This is a genomic window from Paenibacillus nuruki (assembly GCF_963311185.1).
In the GTDB taxonomy this organism is placed as follows: domain Bacteria; phylum Bacillota; class Bacilli; order Paenibacillales; family Paenibacillaceae; genus Saccharibacillus; species Saccharibacillus nuruki.
Genome location: NZ_OY725677.1, coordinates 3417812 through 3442883, shown reverse-complemented (window position 1 = coordinate 3442883; position 25072 = coordinate 3417812). Strand labels below are relative to the sequence as shown.

The window sequence follows — 25072 nt, the reverse complement described above, 5'->3', positions numbered from 1 at the left end:
AGAAGGAGGAGTAGCCAATGTGGAATAGGAAAAAGAAAAGCAAACCTCTTCATACACCTCTATCAGAGCAGCAATTATGGGAACGCTACTTTTTTGAACGTCATTCATTGGATACATTGTTGAAATGGTCTAAACGATTGAAGTATTTTCGATATTGTCGAGCTTATGGAGGACATGTGGGAGATGGCGATTGTCTTTTGATTGCGATTCGGATTCAGTCAGAAGAAGAATTACATGAAGTGTTTGAACAGTTAGATCTACCGATGATAGGGATATCACCGGATTCATCTAGTTCTACTACAGCAAAGTGGACATATCCACAAATGGAACATCCCAAACATGTAATCATTGCAGGCGTAAAAGCTTTTATTTGGATGTATCCTGATCGTATGAAGCTCAGTATTACGAATCTAGAGCACCCTGTAGAAGTAACAGAAACCAGTGTAGTTGCCGCAGAACGATTAGAACCTTATTTAACACCATTGGTACATCTGATGATCGATCCTCCGCAAGATGATCGTTATTGTTTTATAGCAGAAGATTGGCGATAACGAAAGCAAAAAAGAGTATCTACAGCGATCTGCTGAATAGATACTCTTTTGGTATGATTAGATATGGTGGTGATTAAATAGGGTGTTTATATTTATACATCAAGCTTCTTCGTATTACGCGATAGAATAAAGCATAAGAATAATACAATCGCTGCCGCCATATAAGGGAAGCCAATATTGATATCAAATAATAATCCAGCGACAATCGGCCCTGCAATATTACCCAGACTGCTATACGCGGAGTTCAGACCAGCGACATAACCTTGCTGATTATGAGCAATTTTGGATAATTGTGTACTGATCGCAGGTCTTAGAATATCGATCGATAAGAATACAATAAAAGTAACGACTAATATCATCCAGTACTGATTGACAAATAACGTTAACAGTACGAATAGTGATGCGAACACAAGACACCATGAAATGACTTTCTTCTCACCAAATGTATTGACGATCCAGCCAAACGCACTGACCTGTACAACAGCCCCGGCAATCGAACCGAAGGTAATAATAAAGGCGATATCTTTTGGTGTAAATCCAAACTTATGATCGACAAACAATCCGAATACCGTCTCATAATTGGCTAATCCGAAAGACATAACGAACACAATCACCAGACTAAGGAAATACGATTCACGATAGGAATGAATCAATTGTAAAAACATATTTGGTTGCTTGGTAAGAGAGGCTTCAGCGATTGTTGCTTTGCGCTTCTCTGCTGTTAATGATTCAGGCAATACCAATAAGGTGATTACAGCTGCAATCGCTGCGGCTATACCTGCCGCATAGAACGGCACCCGAATACCAAATTCAGCAATATATCCCCCGATACCCGGACCAATAATAAATCCAGTCGTAATCGCCGCATTAATATAACCCATCCCTTTACCACGTTCTTCATCGGATGTGATATCAGCAGTATACGCCATAACCGCAGGCATAATAAAGGCTGCACCAATACCGCCTAACATCCGAGCAGCGAACAATAATGTAGGATCATTTGCAATCCCGAATAACCATTCCGATACAGCGAAAATAATCATCCCGGATACGATCATTTTTTTACGTCCCCATGTATCAGATAATCGTCCAGCAATTGGGGAACAGATTAATTGACTGAATGAAAAAGCAGCCACCAGTAATCCGACCATACTACCATTAATATGAAGTTCATTCATATATGTAGGCATGATTGGAATCACTAAGCCTACGCCTGTAAAAATAAGAAAAATGTTGATCATCAGAAGCAGTATAGCACCTCTGTTACGAAGTAATAACGACATGAGTAAATCCTCCATCTATTCATTTAATCATTTTATAATACTGAACGTTCGGTCTGTAATATGTTAATAATAGAATAAGTTATGATACTGATCATCATAGATGAAGCTACATCAACATACTCTATTTTGGCTTGTTCTTGATTTACTTGTACATCGCTATGAAGTCATAGGGCTGGCTATACCATATAGCATCACAGTAACAGCTAATTCATATACATTCAAAGCTTCTTCAATACTCGCTTGACGAGACATCTGACCTAATCCAATAATCAGACTTTCCATAATAATAGCTAACTTAGCGGCATCGTTCGCTTTGAATTCCCCACTATCGATCCCTTGTTGAATCAATTGCTGATTAAAGCTTAGATGAGAAGCCATCATGGTAGACACGCGTTCTTCAACATCATTATCTTTTTCATCGCTATTAAAAAATTCATCTGCTGCTTTGGTAAGTGGATGACTGAGATCATCACGTACCAGATGTTCAGCAAGCCCATATATTTTTTGGACAGTGGTAGGATACAGATGTTCTTTTTCTTTCCATTTTTCTTCCCAATCCCGATTCCACTCATCCAGTAAATAAAGAAACAGACCTTCTTTACTTTTGAAATGGTAATAGATATTCCCTTTACTACTACCTGTAGCAGCTACGATATCTTCAATCGAAGTGGCTTTGAATCCTTTTTGTACAAATAAGGCACGAGCCGCATCTAACATTCTTTTTTTAGTTTGTTCGGTTTGCAATTGCTTTTTATTCACGAGTTTTCACTCCGATTCATTAAGTGTGCTGGACAACATTATTATAGAAGAAATAATACTGAACGTTTGTTCAGTATGTTAACAGAGAATTTTGAATTTGGCAAGTGGATTGCTTTTTTTATCCAATAAAATATCCATATTTGCATCGTATAATAAGAAAAATCATTTCCCAAAACAAATAAAATGTAGTAATATGAAATTTTAAGTATATAGACCTAATTTTCATAACATAGTAGGTAAAAAGATACAATTTAACAACGTGTTCCAATCAGATACATTTTATTGGAGGAGCTTATATTGAGAGATCATAAGAGAAGAACTAAGCGATGGACAAGTTTACTTTTGGGCATAACGATTGCTTTGCCTGTATGGGGATTAACAACAACGAATTGGGTTCAAGCTAATGAGATTCAGCATCATTGGGCAGCAGAGGCTTTGAGTAAGTGGCAGAGCAAAGGGTATATCAGAGGATTTAAAGACGGCAGTTTGAAGCCGGACGAAAATGTAACAAGAGCCCAGCTTGCAGCCTTAATTAACAAATCATTTGGATTTACAAAGACCGCTGACATTGCTTATAAAGATGTACATCCTTCCAACTGGTTCTATAACGATATTGCTATTGCTAGAGCTGAGGGATATATGAAAGGCTATAATAATTCGACATTTCAACCTAACCAGAAAATAACTCGTCAAGAACTCGCTGTAGTCTTAACTTCGATCAAACAATTAAAAACATCGGATTCGGCTAATCAAATGAAAGATACGATAAATAGTCCAGCTTGGAGCCGATTGGCGATAGGTGCTGTTATAGATAGCCACTTAATGAAAGGCGACAATACCCTATTTCGTCCTTTGGACACAACGACTCGTGCTGAAGCGGTAACTGTATTAGAGCGCTCTTTACAACCTTTGACTATTCCTGCTCTACTTCCTCCTCTTATTACACTATATAATACACCAGGTATCTATGGCCCCGTATCTGGTCAGCAACAAATCACAGGTGATGTACAGATTGATCTTGCAGGTATTACACTTCGCAATATAGTGATCGAAGGCGATCTTATTTTGGGAGAAAGTATTGGTAAAGGTGCTATTACGTTAGATCATGTGACGGTCAAAGGAAAAACGATCATTAATGGTGGACATATTATTTATTTGGATCAAGTTCCATCAGCTATAACAAATACTAGAAAAGACAACTCCAAAAAGAAAAAATCTTCAGCTTCTGTAGTAAATGAGCAACCTGTACAACGTATAGAGGTTAGCAATGGGCAAGTCAGTTTGCATTTGAATCAGCCTACACATGAACTACTTTTAAGTGATATGGATATAAAGGCAACGGTAGATCGTACAGCCTATACATTAACAAATGTTAGATACGATCAGGCTACGGGAGTAGTAAAGTTTGATCCTATTTTAAACCAAGAACATTATGCCAAAGTATTAGAGATCACTATCGCCCCATCAGCTCAATCCCAACGCCTATTAACCACATTACAAGGAAGCCTTCGTATCAACGGAGTGGAAAAGCAGACTACAAATGATATAAATATTGTTCTAACGTGGGGCGAATTCCCTTACGATGAAGATGCACATTTATTAGGCCCTACACCAGAAGGATATACCTTCCACACAAACACATCAGATCGCGAGTACAATTATAAAGGTGAAAATTATGCACGTTTAGACTTGGATGATACACACTCGTATGGGCCTGAAATTATGTCTATTCGCAAACGAGTTAATGGTACGTATACCTTTTATGTAGAGAATTTCAGTCTGTTTCCTGTACCTACGCTAAGACATTCATCTGCAACCGTCCAAGTCTATCAATCCAATTCTAATCTTCCGATCAAAACCTATCATATTCCTGTAGGGGATGGAGAAGAATCGTATTGGTATGTTTTTGATATGAATATTGATGGAGACCAGATCAGTTTTGTCGATCAAAATAAGCTTACAGACACTCCGCCTTCTTCTAAGTATTCAGCTCCTGTAGAAGATATGCTCTATTTGCAAAAAGAACTGGAATCGATCTTAACGTATACCGTTTTACCTTATAACACAGAGATAAAACAAGAAATATCACTACGGAAATCTGCATCTAATCGACAAGAGGTATACAGCTATATTTCAAATATTGAGCTTGTACCACAGCAAGAAAATGGAAACCAAGTCAGTGTTACCAAAGACACGTATCTTGCGACTTATGGCCCTACGGCTAAAGATAGTATTGAAATGATTAAATATAATGGGAGTCCATATAGTGCCCAATATGATGTAACACTTCATTTGGTTTTAGGGGAAGCCAAAGTAGAGACTGTGGTGCGAGTCGAATTACCTAATGTAGATACATGGCTTAATCAAGCGGCAACCCAAGCCCAAAAGGTAATCGAAAACTCGTCTGCACAACAAGACATGACTACATTACAAAATGCTCTAGATCGTAAAAAAGCATTAACCAGTTCTTCAAAAATCGATAAAAAAATCACTATATTAGAAGATTTAAAAAGAGCATTATCTTCATTTTAAAATGTAAACTTATATGCTAACTAACACACCTTCAAGAACATATATCTGATCGCAAAATATATGTGTCTCTTGGAGGTGTCTTTGTATAGAGAAAATAAATGAAGAAGCACTCTTATCTATTGCTTATCCATACAATTCCAATATAGGAAAAATCAATTCCCAAAATAAAAAATATGTAGTAATATGAAAGGATATGTCTATATACCTACGTCTAAAGTTATAAAATCAAATAATGCTTACATTTTATTGGGGGAATTCATGTTGGGGAATATGAAAAAGAGAAGTCACCAGTGGATCACATTATTGCTGAGTGTCGCTATTGTTTTGCCTACTTGGGGATTCACAGCAACACCAACTGCTCAAGCAAGTGATATTCAGAATCACTGGGCTAAGGATGTCATGACACAATGGCAAAGTAAAGGGTACATTAGTGGATTTCAAGATGGAAGTTTAAAACCAGATCAAAGTGTAACCAGATCACAGCTAGCGGCTATGATTAACAAAGCATTTGGATTTACTCAAACAAGTTCGATTGCGTACAAAGATGTACAATCTTCAGACTGGTTCTACCATGATGTTGCGATCGCCAAATCACAAGGATATATGGAAGGATACAAAAATAACACTTTCCATCCAGATCAAAAAGTTACACGTCAAGAATTAGCTGTTATTTTGACTTCTTTGAAAAAATTAAAGTCATCTAACTCTGCTGCTCAAATGAAAGATACCCTCTATAGTCCTTCATGGAGTAAAGGTTCGATTGGCGCAGTGATCGACAGTGGACTGATGAAAGGTGATGAAAAGGGATTCCGTCCTAAAGATACAACGACTCGTGCAGAAGCTGTTACTGTCTTGGAGCGTTCTTTAGAATCGTCGGATACGAATAACTCATCCAAATCATCTTCTCCAACAACGATATACAATACAGCAGGTGTCTATGGGCCTGCATCCGGTCAACAACAAATAGCAGGTGATATGCAGTTAAATAGTGCTGGCAGTACGCTTCGCAATATGGTGATCGAAGGCGATCTTCTTTTAGGTGCAGGAATCGGCGAAGGGGATGCCATATTAGATCATGTGACTGTTAAAGGAACAACGACTATTAATGGTGGTGGCATAAATAGTATCCATCTTCAAGATGCTACACTGCAAACAGCTGTTATCAATAAAAAAGATGGTAATGTACGTGTAGTGACTACAGGTGCAACAACTGTACAGCAGATGATTCTTCAATCTGGAGGTCTACTTGAAGAAAAAGGATTAACAACAGGAGCAGGATTTACAAATGTCGTCTTGTCCAATCAGATTCCATCGGGATCGACCGTTTCATTAAAGGGACGTATAGATAGTATGGACATTTCGTCATCCTCTGTGCTAACTCAATTGCTTACTGGTTCTGTCGATAATCTGGCAGTGGCTTCAGGCACAACAGATAATAAGATTAGCACCACATCTTCATCATCGATCCAATCGTTGACGTTGAATAGTGCGGCTAAAGTCAGTGGTAACGGTACCATAGAAAAAGCATACATTAATGTAGCTGGATCAACGATTACACCACGAGTGAATCAGACGACAACCAGTGCAGGGGTAACCGCACTGATTGAAGGCGGTGTCGTTGGTGGCGAGCAAGCGGTGACCAATATTCGCAAAGAAGATAAAAAACATCAAGACTCTTCGACACCTGTCGTTGTACAACAACCTGTACAAAGTTTGGATGTTAGAAATGGTCAAGCGATCTTACATTTGAACCAACCGACCAATGAATTATTGCTAAGTGATATGGAAGTGACAGCTACATTAAATGGTAAGCCGTATACACTAACGAACATTATTTATGATAGTGTCACAGGTGTAATCCAATTTGATCCGCTTAACTTAAAAGCAGGTTATGCTCAAATATTAAAAATAACAGTCGCTCCTGCAACAGGAACCAATCGCTTAGCAAATACAGTAAGTGGAAGTTTGCGGATTAGCGGATTTTCAGGAAAAGTTACTAACGAAAATAATTTCGGAGTAGCCGGTATGACTATTAATTTTCGTCGTGGAATAGACGTTATTAATGGATCTATTGATGAAGTAGCAATAACAGATATTAATGGAGACTATTCAGTGACTCTTGCACCTGGAGTGTATACTGCTGAACTTAAAAAAGATGGATACATCACAAATTATATGAGCACAAAATCTTCAGTTGAAAAATACAATTATAATGAAAATGCTTATGTCACTAGAAAACCAAACCCTGGTATTATAGCTATAATCTTGACATGGGATGATTTACCTTACGATGAAGATTCACATTTACTAGGACCGACTCCAGATGGATATAGTTTTCATACTTATACAGCGGATATGGATTATGCTTATAATGATGAAAATTATGTAAGTCTATATAGAGATCAAAGAAATTCTAATGGACCAGAAGTTATGGGGATTCTTAAACCTGTACAAGGAACATATACATTTTACGTAGAAAATTACGATAAAACTTCTAAAAATAAAATAACTTCAACTTTAAGACACTCATCTGCTACTGTTAAAGTATATACTGGAAATTATGATGCTCCAATTAAAACTTATCATATTCCAGTAGGTGCAGGAGAAGAGTCTTACTGGTATGTTTTTGATATGAACATAGATGGTGATCAAATCAGTTTCTTTGATCAAAACATACTAACAGATACTCCACCAGTATCAGTTTATCCATCATTACCAGCAAATCAAATTAATTCGAAAATGATAGATATACAAAAAGATGAGAAATTAATCCCAAATAATATTTATCTTCCCTATAATACAAATATTGATAGTGATATAACACTACGAATAGCGGAAACTGTCAATAAGAGTATTAACACATATATTTCGGAGATAAAACTCTTACCTTATCAAGAAAATGAAAATATAATAAGTGTTACAAATGATACGTATCTAAAGAGTTCAGATCTTAAAGATACAATAAAAGTATCTCAATACAATGGTAGTCCTTACGTTGCTGAGTATGCTGTAAGTATAAACTTGTTTATAGGCGGTATAGAGACATCAAAAACAATTCAGGTTCAATTACCTACTATAGATACATGGATCGAACAAGCCTCGATAGAAGCTCAATCCAAGATCAATACGGCTACTGCTGGAAAAGATATCACTGCATTACAAACAGCTTTAGATGGTAAAAATGCATTAACAAGTCATTCGACAACAGACGAAAAAATTGCTGTTTTAGAAAAACTAAATCAGGCTTTAATCTCTTTTTGAAAAGTATATAAATAGGCTGTAAACCAAAAAAGAACAAGTCTAGGCGTAATGCCTTTGACTTGTTCTTTTTTGGTTAAGGATGATTAAGAGACTGAGCTTTTCAAAAGGTTGTGTCTGTTCAAAGGAACACGGTGATCTTGAGATTCGCTTGTGCAAGATGTTGCAGGAGGGCGTAAGGAAGGTGTACGTTCTAACACGATATCAATAAAATGAGATATCTGTTGCAACGATTGAATATGTTCCTGAATAGTATGTTGATGCTGTTGTAGCATATGATAAAGTTCAGGATAATCGGTTAGATCACTATCTAAAGATAACTGGACATACGGTCGCATTTCTTCCAAAGACAAACCTGTTTTTTTCAGACATAGGATTAATTTCATTTTTTCAATATTAGTATGATCGTATACACGGTGACCGTTAGATTTGCGATTCGGTTGTGGAAGTAATTGAATCTTCTCATAATAACGAATCGTATCTTCGGACAGTCCACTTTGATAGGAAGCTTCTTTGATTGAAAATGCTTCGGTTCGATTCATGCTGGATCACTCCTTTAAGATCATATGATTAGTGTACAACTTGGAGTTGACTCCAAGTCAATCTATTTATGTGAAGTTGACTTCGATTCGACTCCAAGTTGTAGAGTGAACTCAACCCTTTGTCATAAAGGGTGAAAATGGTTCATTTTAATAGGAGGAAAACAGATGGATACTAAATCTTTAGCACGGGTTGCTTGTATTACTGGAGCCAATCATGGAATTGGTCTTGCTTTGACTCATCGATTATTAGAGGAACAATGGCAGGTGATTGCGATTATTCGATCTTCCTTTGCTACGGATGATATACAGATTCAACAAGCTATCCAAGATCAGCGCTTACGTATTTATGTGGCTGATGTATCTGATTTTGAACAGTTACGAACAGTACTCACACAGATTCAAGCCCGAGAAACCCATATTGATATATTATATAATAATGCAGGTGGAAGTTATCCTGAATTAAGCTTTTCCCCGCAAGGACGTGAGCTTCACTTTGATACACAGACTGTAGCTCCCTATATTATTTTGAAAGAACTGGAGCAGCTACTTCAGCAGGGAAATCTACGTACGGTGATTAATACATCCAGCGCTGTATTTGCTACACGGTTAACATTTGATCCTGATCAGTTAGAACATCCGACAACATTTAAGCCTCTAATTGGTGCCTATGCAACAGCAAAGTTAGCTTTATCGCTGTGGACTTCTGAACGTGCTTCTGAATTTGAACATCTCAAAGGAATTAAGTTGTTAAGTGTTGATCCAGGTGGCAATAATACGCTACGTTCGGGTAAAAAATCAGGGATTCCGTTTTTTATCCAAATCCTGACGCGATTATTTTTTCCAGCTCCGACGCATGGAGCCTCTTTATTATATGACGCGGCTTTAGGAGAAAATCGTTCGTTATTGGTAGCAGGTGATTATATTGTTAAAGGCAAGACTACACGGTTAAAGTTTAAACAGAGTGCATCTATAATCAGCGAGCGTGTGCATAGAATCTATGAGCAAGAGTATAAAAGATAAATAATCCCATCCTTTGGATATCACATTAAAAGTAGTGGGCACTCAACAGAGTTGCTATATGTGCGAAGACATGTCTCTTTTCCAAAGACAAAGAAAGGATGATCTCATATGCGTAATCAACAGCAGATGATGGATTTAATTATGCAATTTGCGGAGCAGGATGAACGGGTGCGGGTAGTGGCGATGAATGGGTCGCGTGTGAATAGCAAAGTACCGGTCGATATTTTTCAAGATTACGATATCGTGTATCTAGTTACCGATGTGCAATCTTTTATAGGAGACTGTGATTGGACAGATCATTTCGGTGAAAAGATTATAATGCAAATGCCAGATGCTATGGGAGATTCGTTTGAGGATAATGATGGACGATTTGCTTATTTGATGTTACTGGCGGATGGGAACCGAATTGATCTCAGATTATTTCCTCTGTCTCTTCAAGCGACTTATATTCATGAAGATAAGCTTATCGACGTACTGCTAGACAAAGATCAGCGGATGCCGGAACTTTTGCCACCGACAGATGAGGATTATCATATTACATCGCCAACAGCACAACAGTATGCTAATTGTTGTAATGAATTTTGGTGGGTATCGACGTATGCCGCTAAAGGGTTATGGAGACAGGAAATGATATACGTATTGGATCATTTTCATCTTTATATTCGTCCGATGGTATTGCAAATGTTAACATGGCAAGTAGGGATCGATACAGCATTCAAAGTGAGCATCGGGAAAAACCATAAGTATCTACAATCTTTTCTTGAACCATCTGTATGGACACAGTTATTAGCGACTTATCCTACTGCGGATGAAGAGAAGATCTGGCAAGCATTAGATGTAATGATGGATTTATTTCGGCAAACGGCTTGTGATGTCGCCAAGCAAATGAACTTTGAATATGATACTGTCCAAGATCAGAAGGTTCGTACGTATATGCATCATATTCGTTCTCTAAGTCCTGAAGCTCAAGATTTTGATTTATAAAATAGAAAAAATTATACTCGGATCTTATCATTCTGATGTATAGCAAAAAAGCCTTACTCCTAATAGAAGGAATAAGGCTTTTGGATTATCTAATATTTGTCTTATGAACGTACACCGATATGCAGAGAATCACGTAATTCCAATAACTCCGCATAACTATGAATAATGATATCTGCTCTGCTCAAATCTTGATTGCCTGAACCGGGATTCTGATGACCGATACAGCGCATACCTGCATCTTTCGCTGCTTGAACACCATTGCGAGAATCTTCGATCACTACACAATGTTGCGGATCGACCTGTAATAGCTCTGCGGCATGTAAGAAAATATCGGGTGCAGGCTTACCATGAGCTACTTCTTCACCACTGACCATCACGGTGAAGAAAGGACGTAATCCCGTACGTTCCAAAATCAATTCGATTAAAGAACGTGGAGAAGAGGAAGCGACCGCCAGCTTGATTCCTGAGTTAGACAACCATTGAATCCATTGTTCTACATGATCAAAAGCTTGTAGTTCTTCATGACCTTGCATCACCTTCATCACATTTTCTTTATGAAATGCTAGCACTTCAGCTAGGACATGATCCAGCTGATGCTTATTCAGTACCTGTTGGAACATCGATTCTAGCGTCACCCCTACATACGTATGATGTTCTGTTTCTTCAACCGTAGCCCCTAGATGCTGAAAAGAACTTTTTTCAATTTCAAAATAAATAGGTTCACTGTCGATCAACACACCATCCATATCAAAAATGAACGCTTGAATCGGCGGGTCTTGCCACAATGGGGATGAAGGATGATTAAAATGTTCTGATGTCATATTGAATTGACCTCCATTCTTCAGATCCAATTAAGTAGATTGTAAAACGACTTTAATAGCATTTGAAGATGGTGTCAATGTACCACTGCTGATATTACAGCCTAGCGTCTGGAACGCTTCTTCATAATCTTGCAGTGCAAAAGTGTGCGTAATCAGCTTACTTGCTGGAATCAGATTGCGTTCGATCATATAATGAGCAGTCGCAAATGTACCTAAAGAATCGATCGAACCGATAATTTTGAGACTGCGGTCAACAACTTCTTTAGGGTTGAAAGAGCTAACTCCATCACGCAGACCGACAAGCATCAGATATCCACCATGTGCCAGATTAGAAAGGACAGTTGTCCCTACAGCTCCTGTTGTATCCACAATCAGATCCACTTGATGATCGGATGGAGAAATATGCGTTAATGCACTTTCAAAAGAGTTATGAGTATCCCAACGTTCCGGCGCTATCGCACCTGCAATATGCAAGCGATCCTGTGAGATATCGACAATACTACCGGACACCCCTTTGGAAGCCAAAGCATAACTGTATAACATCCCGATCGGACCCGCTCCCAAAATAATCGTGCGGAAGTTAGGAAGTAATTGAATCTGATTAATACCTGTCAGCATACAACTTAAAGGTTCAGTTAGCGTCGCTTCTGCATAACTAACATGATCTGCTAATTTGTAAAGGAACCGATCTTCGGTTACGTAGTAATCGGTAAATGTACCATCACTACTGACTCCTGTCTCCGTGGTGCTTTTATGTAAACAATGGTTCTGCCTTCCTGTACGACACATATTACACTGACCGCAATAGTAGGTAGGGTCAATCACAACGCGATCCCCAACTTGTAGCGTCGTCACCCGATCACCGACTTGTACGACTTCTCCAGCCGATTCATGTCCCAAAATGATAGACGATTTGGCATGGTATTTGCCACTTACGATACCAAGGTCAGTTCCGCATACGCCTGTTGCATGAATGCGTACCAGCACTTGATTTTCCTGCGTAATTTGTGGTTGTGGTCTTTCTTCCAGAGCAACGTCCCAAGCTGATTTGTAGACAAGTGATAACATAATATTCCTCCTCATATTAAAGCTAAGCGTATTCTTTTAAATTCAGATAACAACGTATATACATAATTTTAACGTAATTAAGTAAAAGCGCTTTAATCCAAAGACGACAAAACGAGGTCAAGACGACGGATAATCTCTACAATCTCTTCATCTGTTACAGTAAGAGAAGGACGAACTTTAACAACATTACCGAATCCATAACGAGAACCACGTAGAATTAATTGTTGATCAGCAAAAGCAAAATTGATAATCGCATTCATTTTGTTGGTATCTGGAGCATTATATTCATCTACGATTTCTAGACCCCACATTAGACCTACGCCACGAGCTTCACCAATACAGTTATATTTCTCTTCCAAATTTAAAAGCAAATCGCCCAGTAATTTTCCTTTGCGTTGTACATCTTCCATGAATCCAGGTTCAGACACAACTTCCAATGTTGATTTAGCTGCTGTAACAGAGATCAGATTACTACCTGAAGTAAAGGAATGCTCATGTTTTTCAAGGACATTTAGACGAGACTGCATCAATACCGCAGCAACAGGGACACCGATACCACCAAGCCCTTTAGCCAGCGTAATGATATCAGGTTTAATATCGAATAATGTACTTGCAAACATATAACCAGTACGACCAATACCTGTCTGTACTTCATCTGCGATCAAGATGATATTTTGTTCATCACACAACTGACGAATACCTTTGAAATACTCAGGTGGAGGCATAATATTACCACCGTTACCTAGAATCGGTTCGATAATCATACAAGCTGTAGAACCAGAACCACCATATTCAATCTGATCGGCTAGCGCTTCTACACATTTCATTCCACAATTGGACGGCTTGGCATCGAACGGGCAACGATAGCAATAAGGTGCAGGTACATGCAGAGAATTGGGAACAGAGGAATTCGGAAATCCTTTACGACGGAAAGCATTACCCGAAATACCTGTGGCAAATTGTGTCTGTCCATGATGAGAGTAGAAAAGGCTGACAATATCGGTATCACCAGTATATTTTTGAGCAATTTTAGTTGCGCATTCGTTTGCAGTGGAACCCGTGATGTCACGCATCCAGCCTGTATCAATCCCATTCGGTGCATATTCTAACAAATGAGATAACACTTCATCGACATAAGGTTCTGTAAACGTAGACGACATATGTGTCAGATTGCCAACTTGCTCTTGCACTTTTTGCACTACATACGGGTGATTGTATCCAAGAGAAAGATTAAATGTACCGGATACACCATCTATATATTCTGTACCTGTATCGTCAATTAATTTAATACCTCTACCATAACGAAACCGATTCTCAGTTAAAGTTTGCATGATTTGCCTCCTGATTTTAAGTTCAAATAGACTTGATCTGCTAAAATGCTCTGTCATTGATACCACTCAACTACAATCGTTTCTTGGATCGCTGTTCCTCACCTCCCTTACAGAGTATGGATCTAGGATTGCACTCTTGATGTTAATTTGGCTTGTGAAGTACTCCATTGAGAAGTAAAAGCAATACTAATTAACAGCACCAATGAGAATCCAGCAAATACCCATAACGTAGGTCCGACAGACCAGTTCGCCATACTCCAACCGATCACATACTGCAAGACCGATCCACCGATTCCACCAGCAGCAATCAGAATACTGGTTGTACGTTCCGTCATTCCTGGAATAAGAGAATTAGCGAATACTAAAGCGATAGAGAATAGTCCTGACATAAATAAGCCGATAGCAAAAATCAAAATATACATCGCTACAGGATGAGAAACCAAAGCAAGTCCAATAATCATAAGCATCATGCCAAGCGAACTACCAATCAAGAAAGGAACATAACGAATCGATTCTGCTATACGACCGACAAATAACCGACCAATCGTCATGGCTGCCCAGAAAAAAGTGACACTGAGCGAAGCAGCTGAATCACTAATCGAAATACTTTCGATCAGAATAGAAGGTAGAAAATTCATCACTCCTAATTCAAGACCCATGTATACAAAAAAGAATAAGATGAAAATACTGAGAAATTGTAATTGTTTACCGCTATATTTTCGTTTCACGACAGCTCCGGTATGATCGGCATCATGTTCTTGAATACGCCGAAGTTGCGCAGAACTATCTGCTGGCATGGTGATCCAGAATAACAGTAAGAGAAGAGTAGCTAATGCAACAGTGTAGAAAGACAACTGCCATACATTTAAGAAAATATACAGACTTGCTAAAGCAGGAATTAATAATGAACCTACTCCAAAATAAACATCTAGCTTGGTCATCGCGACTGCTTTTTGCGCTTCAGCGAATTCGATCGTAAAGGCTCCAATCGAAGATTCGATAATACCTGAACCAAAGCCTACAAAAATCGTCATCGTGACCATCCAACCCCATACTGGCAAAGTACCCATCATTGCATAAGCAATCGTAATTGCCCCTAATGCAATCAGTAACATATGTTTGCGTCCGACCCATGCAGATAAAGAAGGAGAAACAACTACCCCCACAAGAAAACCCATGAATTGTAAAAATAACAATGTGCCTCCATCGCTGTAATCTTTACCATAGTGAGGCAAAATGACGGGCAGCAGAGCGCCTAACAAAACACTGGTAATTCCGATTAGAAAGTAAAAGCCACAACTTAATCCAAAAATCCTTTTCAACATCATCACCCTTCCATAAATAATCAAATACACTTGAAATTTCCATCTATGATCAACATAATGAATGAAGGCAGATCTTGTACAGAAACTGCCATCTATGTATTCATCGAATAAGGAGTGATAGGGAATGAGTCAACTATTAGAAAACTTTCAAGGTAAGGCTATGGATGAACGACTGCAATGGCACTGTCCACCTGAAGAATGGGAAGTCTCTTCAGAGAAACAAGTCCTTACTTTCAAACCATTAGCGAAAACTGATTTCTGGCAAAAAACACATTATGGATTTCGAGTAGACAACGGACATTTTCTATTTGCCGAGATGACAGGTGACATGATTATGACAACGAAAGTGCGTACATATCCAGTTCACCAATATGATCAAGCTGGATTGATGATTCGTTTTTCAGAACATTGCTGGCTTAAGACTTCTGTAGAATTTGAAACAGATGGTCATGCCAAGTTAGGTGCCGTTGTTACCAACAATGGATATTCAGATTGGTCTACCCAAAACTTTGTTGCAGGCGAGACCGAACTTTTATTTCGTATTCGCCGTGAAGCGGGTGATTACACGATTGAATATGCCGAACAAGAACAAGATGATGCTTCAGAACTGAAATGGAATCAAATACGGATCGCTCATTTGTTTGATGATCAAAATGATCAAACGCCTTTTCAATGTGGTGTATATGCATGTAGCCCACAAGGAGATGGCTGTCATGTGGAGTTCGAATATTTGCATATTGAACCGCTTCAAAAAGAGAACAAATAGCAGAAAAAATGACTGAGATAAAAATGTAAAAATTATGTATTTAATTACAATAAATAACTATAGAGTCTCAAATTTGAATAGTCAAGTCAATAATATGTAAAGTTCTTCATTTCAAATTAAATAAGGAAAGCGAAGAATGACATAGCATTTTAAAGAATAAAATGAGTAAAATTAAAATCATTTTTATTCTATTTTGTAAATGCTACTTTAGAAACAGAAGGTAGATTCAAAATTGAAATTACGTAAAAAATGGAATAACAAAATAAAAAGACCTGATTTTATGAGGTCTTTTTGTTTTGTCTATTCTTTTTATGGCTCTTTATCACTTTAGCTGGACGATTTATCCCTACAAAAGAACTATATTTATTTTTGAAGATGTAAGGATTAGTTAGCTCTAAAGTTAATTTGTCATGATTAATATGCACAAAGACTTGTAATAAAATGAATAAAGAAATAGGAGTAAGTTATTGAGCTTCCTAATACTTGTATAAGTAGTATAGAAGTAATGGGCAGATCGTATAATGAATTCTATATTTCCCGGGTAATGGTACACAAAATAGCTTCGTGTGTAAGAAGCAATCGACCAAAAGATTATTCAGAGAATCAGCAGAAAATGCGGTTCTTTGAATAATCTTTTTTTGTTATGTATATATGTGAATATGTAAAAGTTTGGTTTTTAGACATATTGTATGGATATCCTGTGAAAAGAGCTAGCTTGGTTTACAAGCACCTATGTAACGTAATACAATAGAGTATATAGGCAGGTACTAATTTTTCGAAAATGTTCAAAAAGCCCTATGTGATAACTTAATCTTTCTCGGGGGTTCCATGAGTGACTACTGTGGAATCATTGTGAAGTAGGTTACGAATCGATCCCAAGAGAGGAAGCACCCAAATATGTCCACTGCGCGTGTGACGAAAGATCAAGACAATTGGCGTAAAAGTTTAGCTCCCTATGAGAAATCAAACACGAAATACAGTGTATGGCAACTGATTAATACACTTGTTCCATTTTTCGGTCTATGGTATCTTGCATACCTTAGTTTATCAGTATCCTACTGGTTGACTATCCCTATTATGGTACTTGCTGGCGGCTTCTTAGTTCGCACCTTTATTATTTTTCATGATTGCTGTCATCGTTCCTTTTTCAAAAACCGTAAAGCAAATACTATTGTAGGTAATATTACAGGTATTATGACTTTATGTTCTTATGATCAATGGCGCTATAGCCACTCTATGCATCACGCAACTAATGGTAATTTAGATAAACGCGGAACAGGCGATATCTGGACATTAACTGTGAACGAATATTTAGCATTATCTCCATTACGTCGTTGGGTGTACCGTATGTATCGTAATCCAATGATTATGTTTACGATCGGTCCTATTTATACATTTTTATTGATCTACCGTTTTAACCGTAAAGGTGCTCCGAAAAAAGAGCGTATGAATACGTATATGGTTAACGTAGCGCTTGTTGTAATTATCGGTTTGCTGTGCTGGGGAATCGGTTGGCAAGCATTTCTAATGATTCAAGGTCCAATCTTCTTTATGTCTGGTGTAGGCGGTATCTGGTTGTTCTATGTACAGCATCAGTTTGAAGAAAGTTACTTTGAAGAAGAAGAAAACTGGAATTATGTTAAAGCGGCTATGCATGGTAGCTCTTTCTACAAACTTCCTAGAGTATTGCACTGGATTACCGGTAACATCGGTTTCCACCATATTCATCATTTAAGCTCACGTGTACCCAATTACTTCTTGGAGTCCGCGCATAATACAAGTCCTGTATTGCAAGATGTACAGACAATTACATTATTGACTAGCTTGCAGTCGTTACGTTTCCGTATTTGGAATGAAGATACGAAGAAATTTATCGGATTCAAAGATATTGATACTTCACTTAAAGTGAAGAACAAAAAACAACATCAAAAAGCAGGTTAACGATCGGATAGATGTATCACCAGGTTTATTAGAGAGGTGGTCTATTCTTCCGAATATATGACAACAAAAAACCTTGAGATCTTGATTGCTGATGACAATGATATTAACCGTTATGTGTTAATGGAAATGTTGAGGAAATTAGGGCATAAAGTCAAAGGTGCAAGGCATGGTAAAGAAGCTGTACAACTGGCTGCGCAACATTCATACGATATGATATTTATGGATTTGCGTATGCCAGAATTGGGTGGGATTGAAGCTGTTCAACAGATTCGATCCGCTATTTCAGAAAATGAGAAACAGCCTTATATTATTGCTTGTTCTACTGATCTTCTGAATGTAGATTTACTTTCAGAATCTAAAATGAACGCCTATATCAGTAAACCTTTACGCAAACGAGTGATTGAAGAAGCACTCAGCGATTGGGAAGATTTACGATAAACGATAATATGTCAAAAAAGAACTGCTCCGCAAAGGGCAGTTCTTTTTTTGTGTTTTTTGACGGGAGAGACAGACCTGCTACCTGATAGAAGTATGAGCTGGGGATAGCTTGAGGTTGAGTACTCGCATCTGTTCCATATGCAAAATAGTATAGGCGATATCTTCTTCCATTGCGGCAATCGCTTTAATCTTTTCAGGCAATGTATTAAAGATATGTTCTTTGTTGGACTTGGGTTCATATAATTTGAGATACATCATACGGACAATCGACCAACTTTTGATAGATTGTTCAAAAGCGGCTCGTATACGTTGTATATTTGCATTTTCAGTATCTGCATAATGTTCTAACCATCTCAAAAACTGCATACGAGCTTGAATAATATACAATAACTCAAGATGTAATTTATTAGCAGCATCTAGATCGAATTGGTTCATTTCTGTCACCGCTAACTGATAACATTCTTCGAATCGATCAGCAAATGTACGCATCGAATCAAAAATAGAATAGCTTTGAGGTTGGAGCCCAAGATTGGTTTTGGCAATATTCAGTAATAATGAATCTATATCTATCTTTTCAGTATGAGCAGTACGAGTAGTAGGTGAGAATGTCATCACTTCATTAAGAAAGCCCTGACTAAAATCAGCTACACTTTGCTTATAGTTATGAGTCATATAGGAGACATCTGTACAAGAGAATACATCCGTCTGTGGATCATAATCAACAATAATAAAAAAATGTGTGTTATGCAGAGTATGATAATTATCAGGAAACCATGGGCAAGAGAACGCATCACATTTAACCAATACAGGTCGACCTGCTTCAAGTTCTTGATGAATTTTGTGGAGCGCATCCGGTAAAGCGATATTACGATGAAGCATAGAATCTACATTGGCATATTTTAAAATCTCTTCATACGTATAGGTTTCTTGACCTAGCGAATGATAAGGAAGATCATGTTGATCGAATCGTGAAAACGTCCATGACTGCTGAAAAGCGTGTAAGTAATCGTTACCAAAATAAGAGATAGCGGTTGCAATATTCCCATTGAAACAAGACCAGTCGAATCCAGATAAAGGTTTCAAATCAAGCAAATTGGAAAAGGAAGACATATATAATTTCGCTCCTTATCTTCATATGTGTATAGTAAGAACATCTTATGTATGTTGTTATCATACTACTGCCAGATATAAGAAACAAATTAAGCGATAAGAATTGACATTCAAAATCAGTATATGGTATATAAAAGGTAGCGATTAGCACTCGTATTGTCAGAGTGCTAAAAAAAGCAGAATCGAAGGGAGACTTACTTTTCATGACTACCAAGCAATTTAAAGCGGAATCCAAACGATTATTAGAAATGATGATTAACTCTATCTATACGCAAAAGGAGATCTTTTTGCGCGAATTAATCTCTAATGCAAGCGATGCGATTGATAAAATTTACTATAAAGCATTAACCGATGATTCTTTGACATTCCACAAAGAAGATTATTATATCAAAGTATCTGCGGATAAAGCGTCTAGAACGTTAACAATTGCTGATACAGGGATTGGTATGACCGAAGAAGACCTTGAGAACAATCTAGGAATTATCGCCAAAAGTGGATCGCTTGCTTTCAAAAAGGAAAATGAAGCAAAAGACGGTCACAATATTATTGGTCAATTCGGTGTAGGCTTCTATGCGGCGTTTATGGTGGCAGATGAAGTAACTGTAACGAGTAAAGCGTTAGGTAGTGATCAAGCGTTCCTGTGGCATTCTGAAGGAACAGAAGGCTATTCAATCACACCAACAGAGAAAGACACTGTAGGAACCGTGATTACGCTCAAAATCAAAGAAAATACAGAAGATGATCAATACGATGAATATTTGGAAGAATATCGTCTAAAAGCGATCATTAAGAAATATTCTGATTTTATCCGCTACCCAATCAAAATGGATATCAGCGGCAGTCGTCCTGTAGAAACAGAAAGCACGGACGAAAATGCTGAACCAGAATATGTAGAATACACCGAAGAACAGACGGTTAACAGTATGATTCCGATCTGGCGCAAAAACAAAAGCGAGCTAACCGACGCAGATTACGAGAACTTTTATAATGAAAAACGTTATGGTTTTGACAAACCACTGAAGCATGTTCATATCAGCGCAGATGGAGCTGTTGTCTATAACGCGATTCTATTTATTCCAGAAAATACACCGTTTGATTATTACACCAAAGAGTATGAAAAAGGCTTAGAACTATACTCTAATGGCGTATTGATTATGGATAAATGTAGCGATCTATTGCCTGATTACTTTAGCTTCGTGAAAGGGATGGTCGATTCGGAAGACTTGTCTCTTAACATTTCACGTGAAATGCTACAACATGATCGTCAATTGAAATTAATCGCTAAAAATATCAAAAACAAAATCAAAGGTCAATTGCAATCGATGCTTAAAGAAGAGCGTGAGAACTATGAGAAGTTCTACCAATCGTTCGGCAGACAATTGAAATTCGGCGTCTATAACGAATATGGTATGCACAAAGAAGATTTGCAAGATATTCTATTGTTTGCGTCTTCCCATGAGAAGAAATTAGTAACACTGGACGAATATGTATCCAGAATGCCAGAAGATCAGAAGTTCATCTACTATGCAGCAGGTGAATCGATTGAACGTATTGAGAAATTACCGCAAACTGAAATGGTATCTGATAAAGGGTATGAAATTCTATACTTTACAGATGATATTGATGAATTTGCTATTAAAATGATCAACACGTACAAAGATAAAGCATTCAAATCTGTATCTAGTGGCGATCTTGGAATCGAACCGGATGAGAAAGATCAAACTACAGAAGCAGAAGAAAACGAAAATAAAGATCTATTCGAAGCGATGAAAGCGACTTTGGCAGGTAAAGTATCCAATGTCAAAGCATCCAAACGTCTAAGATCGCACCCTGTCTGCTTATCTACAGAAGGCGAGCTATCGATTGAAATGGAAAAAATTCTTCAAGCAATGCCAGATGGTGGCGGTGTGAAAGCTGATAAAGTATTGGAAATCAACGTAAACCATGATGTATTCCAATCACTTAAAAATGCGCTTGAAAACGATAAAGACAAGTTGAACCTGTATACGAACTTACTATACAATCAAGCATTGTTGATCGAAGGTCTACCGGTACAAGATCCAGTAGAATTCACCAACGATATTTGTAAAGTGATGGTTTAAATTCAATAGTTAATCTATAAAAAATAAAAGCACAAAAAAACTCCTTATGATTAAGGAGTTTTTTTGTGCTTTTATTCGTCAATAAACGACAAAATAATATTTTTTACAACAAATGGTGGATTTGCTATACATATTTAAATTAGTACTACCGACATATAAATATAGTTAAATTTGAAGCTAATGTATTGCTAAAGTCTTAATTGATCAAAATTTAAGCTGCTAAGTCATTAGTTTGAATAACGATATACTTCAAAATTCTAATTAGATAAACATCATAGATAGAGGTTGGTGATATGAAGTAATACACAATCAGGCATTACTAATAAAAACTAAAAAACTTTCAGAGGGGTTTATTGAATATGAAGAATCTAAGTGTTCGTACCAAAATTGTAATTTTAATTATTATTAATCTACTATTATTGCTTGCTTTAGGCTTTAACGGTACGACTTCAACAAAACAAATGTCTAACATTGCAACAGATATGTACGAGAAAAATATGAAACCTGTGATGGCTATGGATCAGATTATTATTAATTATAGTAACAATGCCAAACGCCTATTAATACTTACGCGTACAACAGATATGACGGAAAGAGAAACATTGATAAAAGAAGTGGCTACAACAGCTTCGGATACAGGTAAACAATACGAATTGCTTAAACAAACGACTCTTAGTCCTGAAAATCAGCAAAATTTAGCTAATCTTACAGAAACAAATATAGCATTTTCAGACGCTCGGCAGAATATTTTAGATGCGGTAGGTGCAGGCGATCTTACGACTGCTCAGTCAAATTACACTGATTTAGAAAATACACGTATTACTTTGAATAAATATTTAGATACTTTGCGTACCAGTATGGTAAATGAAGCCAATCAAAGTAAAGTTACGGCTGATAATACGTATAGTCGGTCTACTATAGTTATGGTTACTTTTATTATTATTGGATTGCTCGTGTCTTTGTTAGTCGGCTTATGGATTGCATTACTTATTTCACGTCCATTACGTAAAGTTCAACAATTGATGAATCAAGCGGCTCAAGGGGATCTTACAACAGCAGCAGATTACCAGGCGAAAGATGAAATTGGTCAGGTTGCTACCGCTTTTAATACGCTTATAGCAAGTATGCGTAAAATTATTAAAAGTGTAGATGAAAGTGCAATGACGCTGTCTGCATCTTCGGAAGAGTTAACCGCTAGTGCAGAGCAAACAGCACAGGCTTCTTCTCATATTGCTACGTCTTCTGGCGAATTAGCAACTGGCTTTACCTCCCAGACCCAAACAGTTATTCAAGTGACAGATTCGGTAAATGGAATGGCACGTCAGATGGATCAAATCTCTCATACGAGCCAACAAGTGGGCGAAATGACCGAAAACATGCAACAAACTGCTGAAAAAGGAATTGATGAAGTACGAGATATTACAAATCGTATTGAACAATTATCAAGCGATATTCATTCTACATTAAATGTGCTTACGAATCTAAATGCGAAATCAGAGCAGATTGGATTTGCTTCTTCCGCTATTCAGCAGATCGCTCAACAAACCAATCTATTAGCACTTAACGCTTCTATTGAAGCCGCGCGTGCAGGTGATGCTGGACGAGGATTTGCCGTAGTTGCTGATGAAATCCGTAAACTGGCTGAAAGTTCAGCGAGCTCTTCCACTACAATTACTAGCTTGATCAAAGATGTACAACAAGAAAGTCAAAGTGCTGTCGATAAAGCAAAAGGTTCTGTACACAGTGTTCAAGCTAGTATTGATGGAGGACAACGGGTCACAGTTGCATTTGAAGCGATTCAGCAATCTATTAATACAACTGTCCAACAAACCAATTCAACAAATACATTAATCAATAATGCCACTCAAGAAACTCAAAAAGTTGCCGAAGCGATGGAACATTTAAGTGCACTATCACAGCAAGGTTCTGCGGGTATTGATGAAATGAATGCGGCTAGTGAAGAACAGTTATCTACGATGGAAGATGTAGCTTCATCTGCTCGTCATCTATCACAGTTAGCAGAAGAATTACAACAATTGATCGCTTTCTGCAAAGTATAATTTTCGACTAGATCAGGTATACTATCTTTATATCGCACAACGATAATTAGCAAATATAACAACCAATAGAGCCACGACCTTCTCACATTGTTTCGAGAAAAGGTTGTGGCTTTATGTTAAGATCATGAAGAAGTGGAAGCAACTAGAATATAATAAAGCTATATTTCAGATGGAGGGGATTACGATGCAATTAAAAGAAGTATTTACCCGTATCGAAAAGAAAGCAGAACTACATTCATACATAGAGCAGATTCCAGCCAAATATAAAAAGATCCAAAAAGCGTATCTGGCGGCATTGGTGAAATTAAGTTATCTCTTATATATCACTCAAAGCGATCAGAAGCCACAGATCAAAGAGTTACTGGATGAACTGTCCCAGATTCCGTTTGCAGAAAATTATGATTATTGGACATGGGTAGAGCATGCATTGATTTTGCAAGCACGAATCGCTCGTGAAGAAGGACAGTCAGCTGTCTACGATCAAGCTATGAAATGGATAGACGATGCACTCCAGACAGGCGAAGAAGATGTAGTGAAAGTGAAGCACAATGTACAAGACCGCTTTGTAAAAGGTGAGACATTAAACACCAAAACGATAGATGCAGCGATCACACAAAAGAAACCCTCTATGGAATGTGAACAGCGTATTTTGTATATCATGAAGCTTTTCAAAATCAAAGAATTAGGTGCTCAACTTCCTTATACAGATGAGAAAATAGATGCAGAGAGTCAACAGTATATAGAGCGAGTTAACGAAATTATCAAGCAAATCGGTATTCAAAAGGTGGAGCCTTTCAAATGAAAAAAGGGAGAAAAAATCAATTATTAGTAATAAATGTATTTAAAAATCGAATATATTTGTAAATAATGAATTGAGGAATAAATATGATGAAATGGTTTAAGTGGTTGTGGGGAGCAGTAGCACTATTTCATTTAGCATCTGTTGTATTTATGTTTATTCAAGTGAGTCATTATTTTGCACACGGATTTCCTTTGACTGGAATTCTATTAGCATTGATAATCGCAAGTCCTGGGATACTTTTACTTGGAACGACAGTAGGCGGATTGTTTTTGAAAAAAGAAGGAGCTAAAGGAGTATCAGGGTATGTCATAGCTAGTCTAGTGATGGTGGCTATGTTGTTTTTATCCAAAGCTTATTTCGCTACGTTTAGTTAAAATGA

20 protein-coding genes are annotated in these 25072 nt (G+C 37.5%); 12 read left to right on the top strand and 8 right to left on the bottom strand.

Annotation, left to right across the window (positions count from 1 at the left end):
* Nucleotides 1-17: 17 nt before the first annotated feature.
* The gene (locus tag RCP16_RS15255; protein ID WP_308640709.1) at nt 18-551 is read left to right on the top strand and encodes a hypothetical protein; all 534 of its coding nucleotides are present in this window, start codon (nt 18-20) and stop codon (nt 549-551) included.
* A 92-nt stretch (nt 552-643) separates the two neighbouring features.
* On the opposite strand, the gene RCP16_RS15250 is transcribed toward RCP16_RS15255, so the two are convergent.
* The gene (locus RCP16_RS15250) at nt 644-1834 is read right to left on the bottom strand and encodes an MFS transporter (RefSeq protein ID WP_069326832.1); all 1191 of its coding nucleotides are present in this window, start codon (nt 1832-1834) and stop codon (nt 644-646) included.
* Nucleotides 1835-1990: 156 nt separating this feature from the next.
* Complete coding sequence (locus RCP16_RS15245; protein WP_308640708.1) at nt 1991-2593, bottom strand: TetR/AcrR family transcriptional regulator; 603 nt, start codon at nt 2591-2593, stop codon at nt 1991-1993.
* 297 nt (nt 2594-2890) lie between these two features.
* Here RCP16_RS15245 and RCP16_RS15240 point away from each other — a divergent pair, with 297 nt between their 5' ends.
* Nucleotides 2891-5125 (top strand): S-layer homology domain-containing protein, encoded by a 2235-nt coding sequence (locus RCP16_RS15240; RefSeq protein ID WP_308640707.1) that lies wholly within the window; start codon nt 2891-2893, stop codon nt 5123-5125.
* Between the two features lie 270 nt (nt 5126-5395).
* Nucleotides 5396-8386, top strand: a complete 2991-nt coding sequence (locus tag RCP16_RS15235; RefSeq protein WP_308640706.1) for an S-layer homology domain-containing protein — start codon at nt 5396-5398, stop codon at nt 8384-8386.
* 83 nt (nt 8387-8469) lie between these two features.
* Here the strand turns inward: RCP16_RS15235 and RCP16_RS15230 are convergent, their stop codons facing one another.
* Nucleotides 8470-8925: a MerR family transcriptional regulator gene (locus RCP16_RS15230; protein WP_308640705.1), complete on the bottom strand. Its 456-nt coding sequence runs from the start codon at nt 8923-8925 to the stop codon at nt 8470-8472.
* A 165-nt stretch (nt 8926-9090) separates the two neighbouring features.
* Between RCP16_RS15230 and RCP16_RS15225 the strand changes: the two genes are divergently transcribed.
* Both RCP16_RS15225 and RCP16_RS15220 read left to right on the top strand, forming a co-directional pair.
* The gene (locus tag RCP16_RS15225) at nt 9091-9945 is read left to right on the top strand and encodes an SDR family NAD(P)-dependent oxidoreductase (RefSeq protein WP_308640704.1); all 855 of its coding nucleotides are present in this window, start codon (nt 9091-9093) and stop codon (nt 9943-9945) included.
* A gap of 108 nt (nt 9946-10053) precedes the next feature.
* A complete protein-coding gene (locus tag RCP16_RS15220) occupies nt 10054-10929 on the top strand; it encodes an aminoglycoside 6-adenylyltransferase (protein WP_308640703.1) in 876 nt (291 codons plus the stop codon).
* Between the two features lie 101 nt (nt 10930-11030).
* Here the strand turns inward: RCP16_RS15220 and RCP16_RS15215 are convergent, their stop codons facing one another.
* The 4 genes from RCP16_RS15215 to RCP16_RS15200 all read right to left on the bottom strand — a co-directional run bounded on the left by RCP16_RS15215 (nt 11031) and on the right by RCP16_RS15200 (nt 15471).
* Entirely contained in the window at nt 11031-11750 is a 720-nt protein-coding gene (locus RCP16_RS15215) for an HAD family hydrolase (protein ID WP_308640702.1), read from the bottom strand.
* A gap of 30 nt (nt 11751-11780) precedes the next feature.
* Nucleotides 11781-12818: a zinc-dependent alcohol dehydrogenase gene (locus RCP16_RS15210; RefSeq protein WP_069326825.1), complete on the bottom strand. Its 1038-nt coding sequence runs from the start codon at nt 12816-12818 to the stop codon at nt 11781-11783.
* 92 nt (nt 12819-12910) lie between these two features.
* Complete coding sequence (locus RCP16_RS15205) at nt 12911-14149, bottom strand: aspartate aminotransferase family protein (protein ID WP_069326824.1); 1239 nt, start codon at nt 14147-14149, stop codon at nt 12911-12913.
* 122 nt (nt 14150-14271) lie between these two features.
* Nucleotides 14272-15471, bottom strand: a complete 1200-nt coding sequence (locus tag RCP16_RS15200) for an MFS transporter (protein ID WP_069326882.1) — start codon at nt 15469-15471, stop codon at nt 14272-14274.
* A 127-nt stretch (nt 15472-15598) separates the two neighbouring features.
* On the opposite strand from RCP16_RS15200, the gene RCP16_RS15195 reads away from it, so the two are divergent.
* From RCP16_RS15195 to RCP16_RS15185, 3 genes are all read left to right on the top strand, one after another.
* On the top strand, nt 15599-16240 hold the full coding sequence (locus RCP16_RS15195) for a DUF1349 domain-containing protein (RefSeq protein WP_069326823.1): 642 nt from the start codon (nt 15599-15601) through the stop codon (nt 16238-16240).
* A gap of 897 nt (nt 16241-17137) precedes the next feature.
* Nucleotides 17138-18181: a Delta(5) desaturase DesA gene (desA, locus tag RCP16_RS15190; RefSeq protein ID WP_069326822.1), complete on the top strand. Its 1044-nt coding sequence runs from the start codon at nt 17138-17140 to the stop codon at nt 18179-18181.
* Between the two features lie 57 nt (nt 18182-18238).
* On the top strand, nt 18239-18619 hold the full coding sequence (locus RCP16_RS15185; RefSeq protein ID WP_069326821.1) for a response regulator: 381 nt from the start codon (nt 18239-18241) through the stop codon (nt 18617-18619).
* 78 nt (nt 18620-18697) lie between these two features.
* On the opposite strand, the gene RCP16_RS15180 is transcribed toward RCP16_RS15185, so the two are convergent.
* Entirely contained in the window at nt 18698-19729 is a 1032-nt protein-coding gene (locus RCP16_RS15180) for a BtrH N-terminal domain-containing protein (RefSeq protein WP_308640701.1), read from the bottom strand.
* A 203-nt stretch (nt 19730-19932) separates the two neighbouring features.
* Here RCP16_RS15180 and htpG point away from each other — a divergent pair, with 203 nt between their 5' ends.
* The 4 genes from htpG to RCP16_RS15160 all read left to right on the top strand — a co-directional run bounded on the left by htpG (nt 19933) and on the right by RCP16_RS15160 (nt 25067).
* On the top strand, nt 19933-21831 hold the full coding sequence (gene htpG, locus RCP16_RS15175) for a molecular chaperone HtpG (protein WP_069326819.1): 1899 nt from the start codon (nt 19933-19935) through the stop codon (nt 21829-21831).
* Between the two features lie 359 nt (nt 21832-22190).
* Nucleotides 22191-23891 carry a methyl-accepting chemotaxis protein gene (locus tag RCP16_RS15170; RefSeq protein WP_069326818.1) on the top strand — a complete coding sequence of 567 codons (1701 nt, stop codon included), beginning with the start codon at nt 22191-22193 and terminating at the stop codon, nt 23889-23891.
* Between the two features lie 184 nt (nt 23892-24075).
* On the top strand, nt 24076-24693 hold the full coding sequence (locus RCP16_RS15165) for a DUF6707 family protein (RefSeq protein WP_308640700.1): 618 nt from the start codon (nt 24076-24078) through the stop codon (nt 24691-24693).
* Between the two features lie 86 nt (nt 24694-24779).
* On the top strand, nt 24780-25067 hold the full coding sequence (locus RCP16_RS15160; RefSeq protein WP_308640699.1) for a hypothetical protein: 288 nt from the start codon (nt 24780-24782) through the stop codon (nt 25065-25067).
* The last annotated feature ends 5 nt before the right edge of the window (nt 25068-25072 follow it).

What these genes read in the sequence shown, in the direction of transcription:
- RCP16_RS15255 (WP_308640709.1), top strand. Translation starts at nt 18, where the DNA reads ATGTGGAATAGGAAAAAGAAAAGCAAACCTCTTCATACACCTCTATCA.
- RCP16_RS15250 (WP_069326832.1), bottom strand. Translation starts at nt 1,834, where the DNA reads ATGTCGTTATTACTTCGTAACAGAGGTGCTATACTGCTTCTGATGATC.
- RCP16_RS15235 (WP_308640706.1), top strand. Translation starts at nt 5,396, where the DNA reads ATGAAAAAGAGAAGTCACCAGTGGATCACATTATTGCTGAGTGTCGCT.
- RCP16_RS15230 (WP_308640705.1), bottom strand. Translation starts at nt 8,925, where the DNA reads ATGAATCGAACCGAAGCATTTTCAATCAAAGAAGCTTCCTATCAAAGT.
- RCP16_RS15225 (WP_308640704.1), top strand. Translation starts at nt 9,091, where the DNA reads ATGGATACTAAATCTTTAGCACGGGTTGCTTGTATTACTGGAGCCAAT.
- RCP16_RS15220 (WP_308640703.1), top strand. Translation starts at nt 10,054, where the DNA reads ATGCGTAATCAACAGCAGATGATGGATTTAATTATGCAATTTGCGGAG.
- RCP16_RS15215 (WP_308640702.1), bottom strand. Translation starts at nt 11,750, where the DNA reads ATGACATCAGAACATTTTAATCATCCTTCATCCCCATTGTGGCAAGAC.
- RCP16_RS15210 (WP_069326825.1), bottom strand. Translation starts at nt 12,818, where the DNA reads ATGTTATCACTTGTCTACAAATCAGCTTGGGACGTTGCTCTGGAAGAA.
- RCP16_RS15205 (WP_069326824.1), bottom strand. Translation starts at nt 14,149, where the DNA reads ATGCAAACTTTAACTGAGAATCGGTTTCGTTATGGTAGAGGTATTAAA.
- RCP16_RS15195 (WP_069326823.1), top strand. Translation starts at nt 15,599, where the DNA reads ATGAGTCAACTATTAGAAAACTTTCAAGGTAAGGCTATGGATGAACGA.
- desA (WP_069326822.1), top strand. Translation starts at nt 17,138, where the DNA reads ATGTCCACTGCGCGTGTGACGAAAGATCAAGACAATTGGCGTAAAAGT.
- RCP16_RS15185 (WP_069326821.1), top strand. Translation starts at nt 18,239, where the DNA reads ATGACAACAAAAAACCTTGAGATCTTGATTGCTGATGACAATGATATT.
- RCP16_RS15180 (WP_308640701.1), bottom strand. Translation starts at nt 19,729, where the DNA reads ATGTCTTCCTTTTCCAATTTGCTTGATTTGAAACCTTTATCTGGATTC.
- htpG (WP_069326819.1), top strand. Translation starts at nt 19,933, where the DNA reads ATGACTACCAAGCAATTTAAAGCGGAATCCAAACGATTATTAGAAATG.
- RCP16_RS15170 (WP_069326818.1), top strand. Translation starts at nt 22,191, where the DNA reads ATGAAGAATCTAAGTGTTCGTACCAAAATTGTAATTTTAATTATTATT.
- RCP16_RS15165 (WP_308640700.1), top strand. Translation starts at nt 24,076, where the DNA reads ATGCAATTAAAAGAAGTATTTACCCGTATCGAAAAGAAAGCAGAACTA.
- RCP16_RS15160 (WP_308640699.1), top strand. Translation starts at nt 24,780, where the DNA reads ATGAAATGGTTTAAGTGGTTGTGGGGAGCAGTAGCACTATTTCATTTA.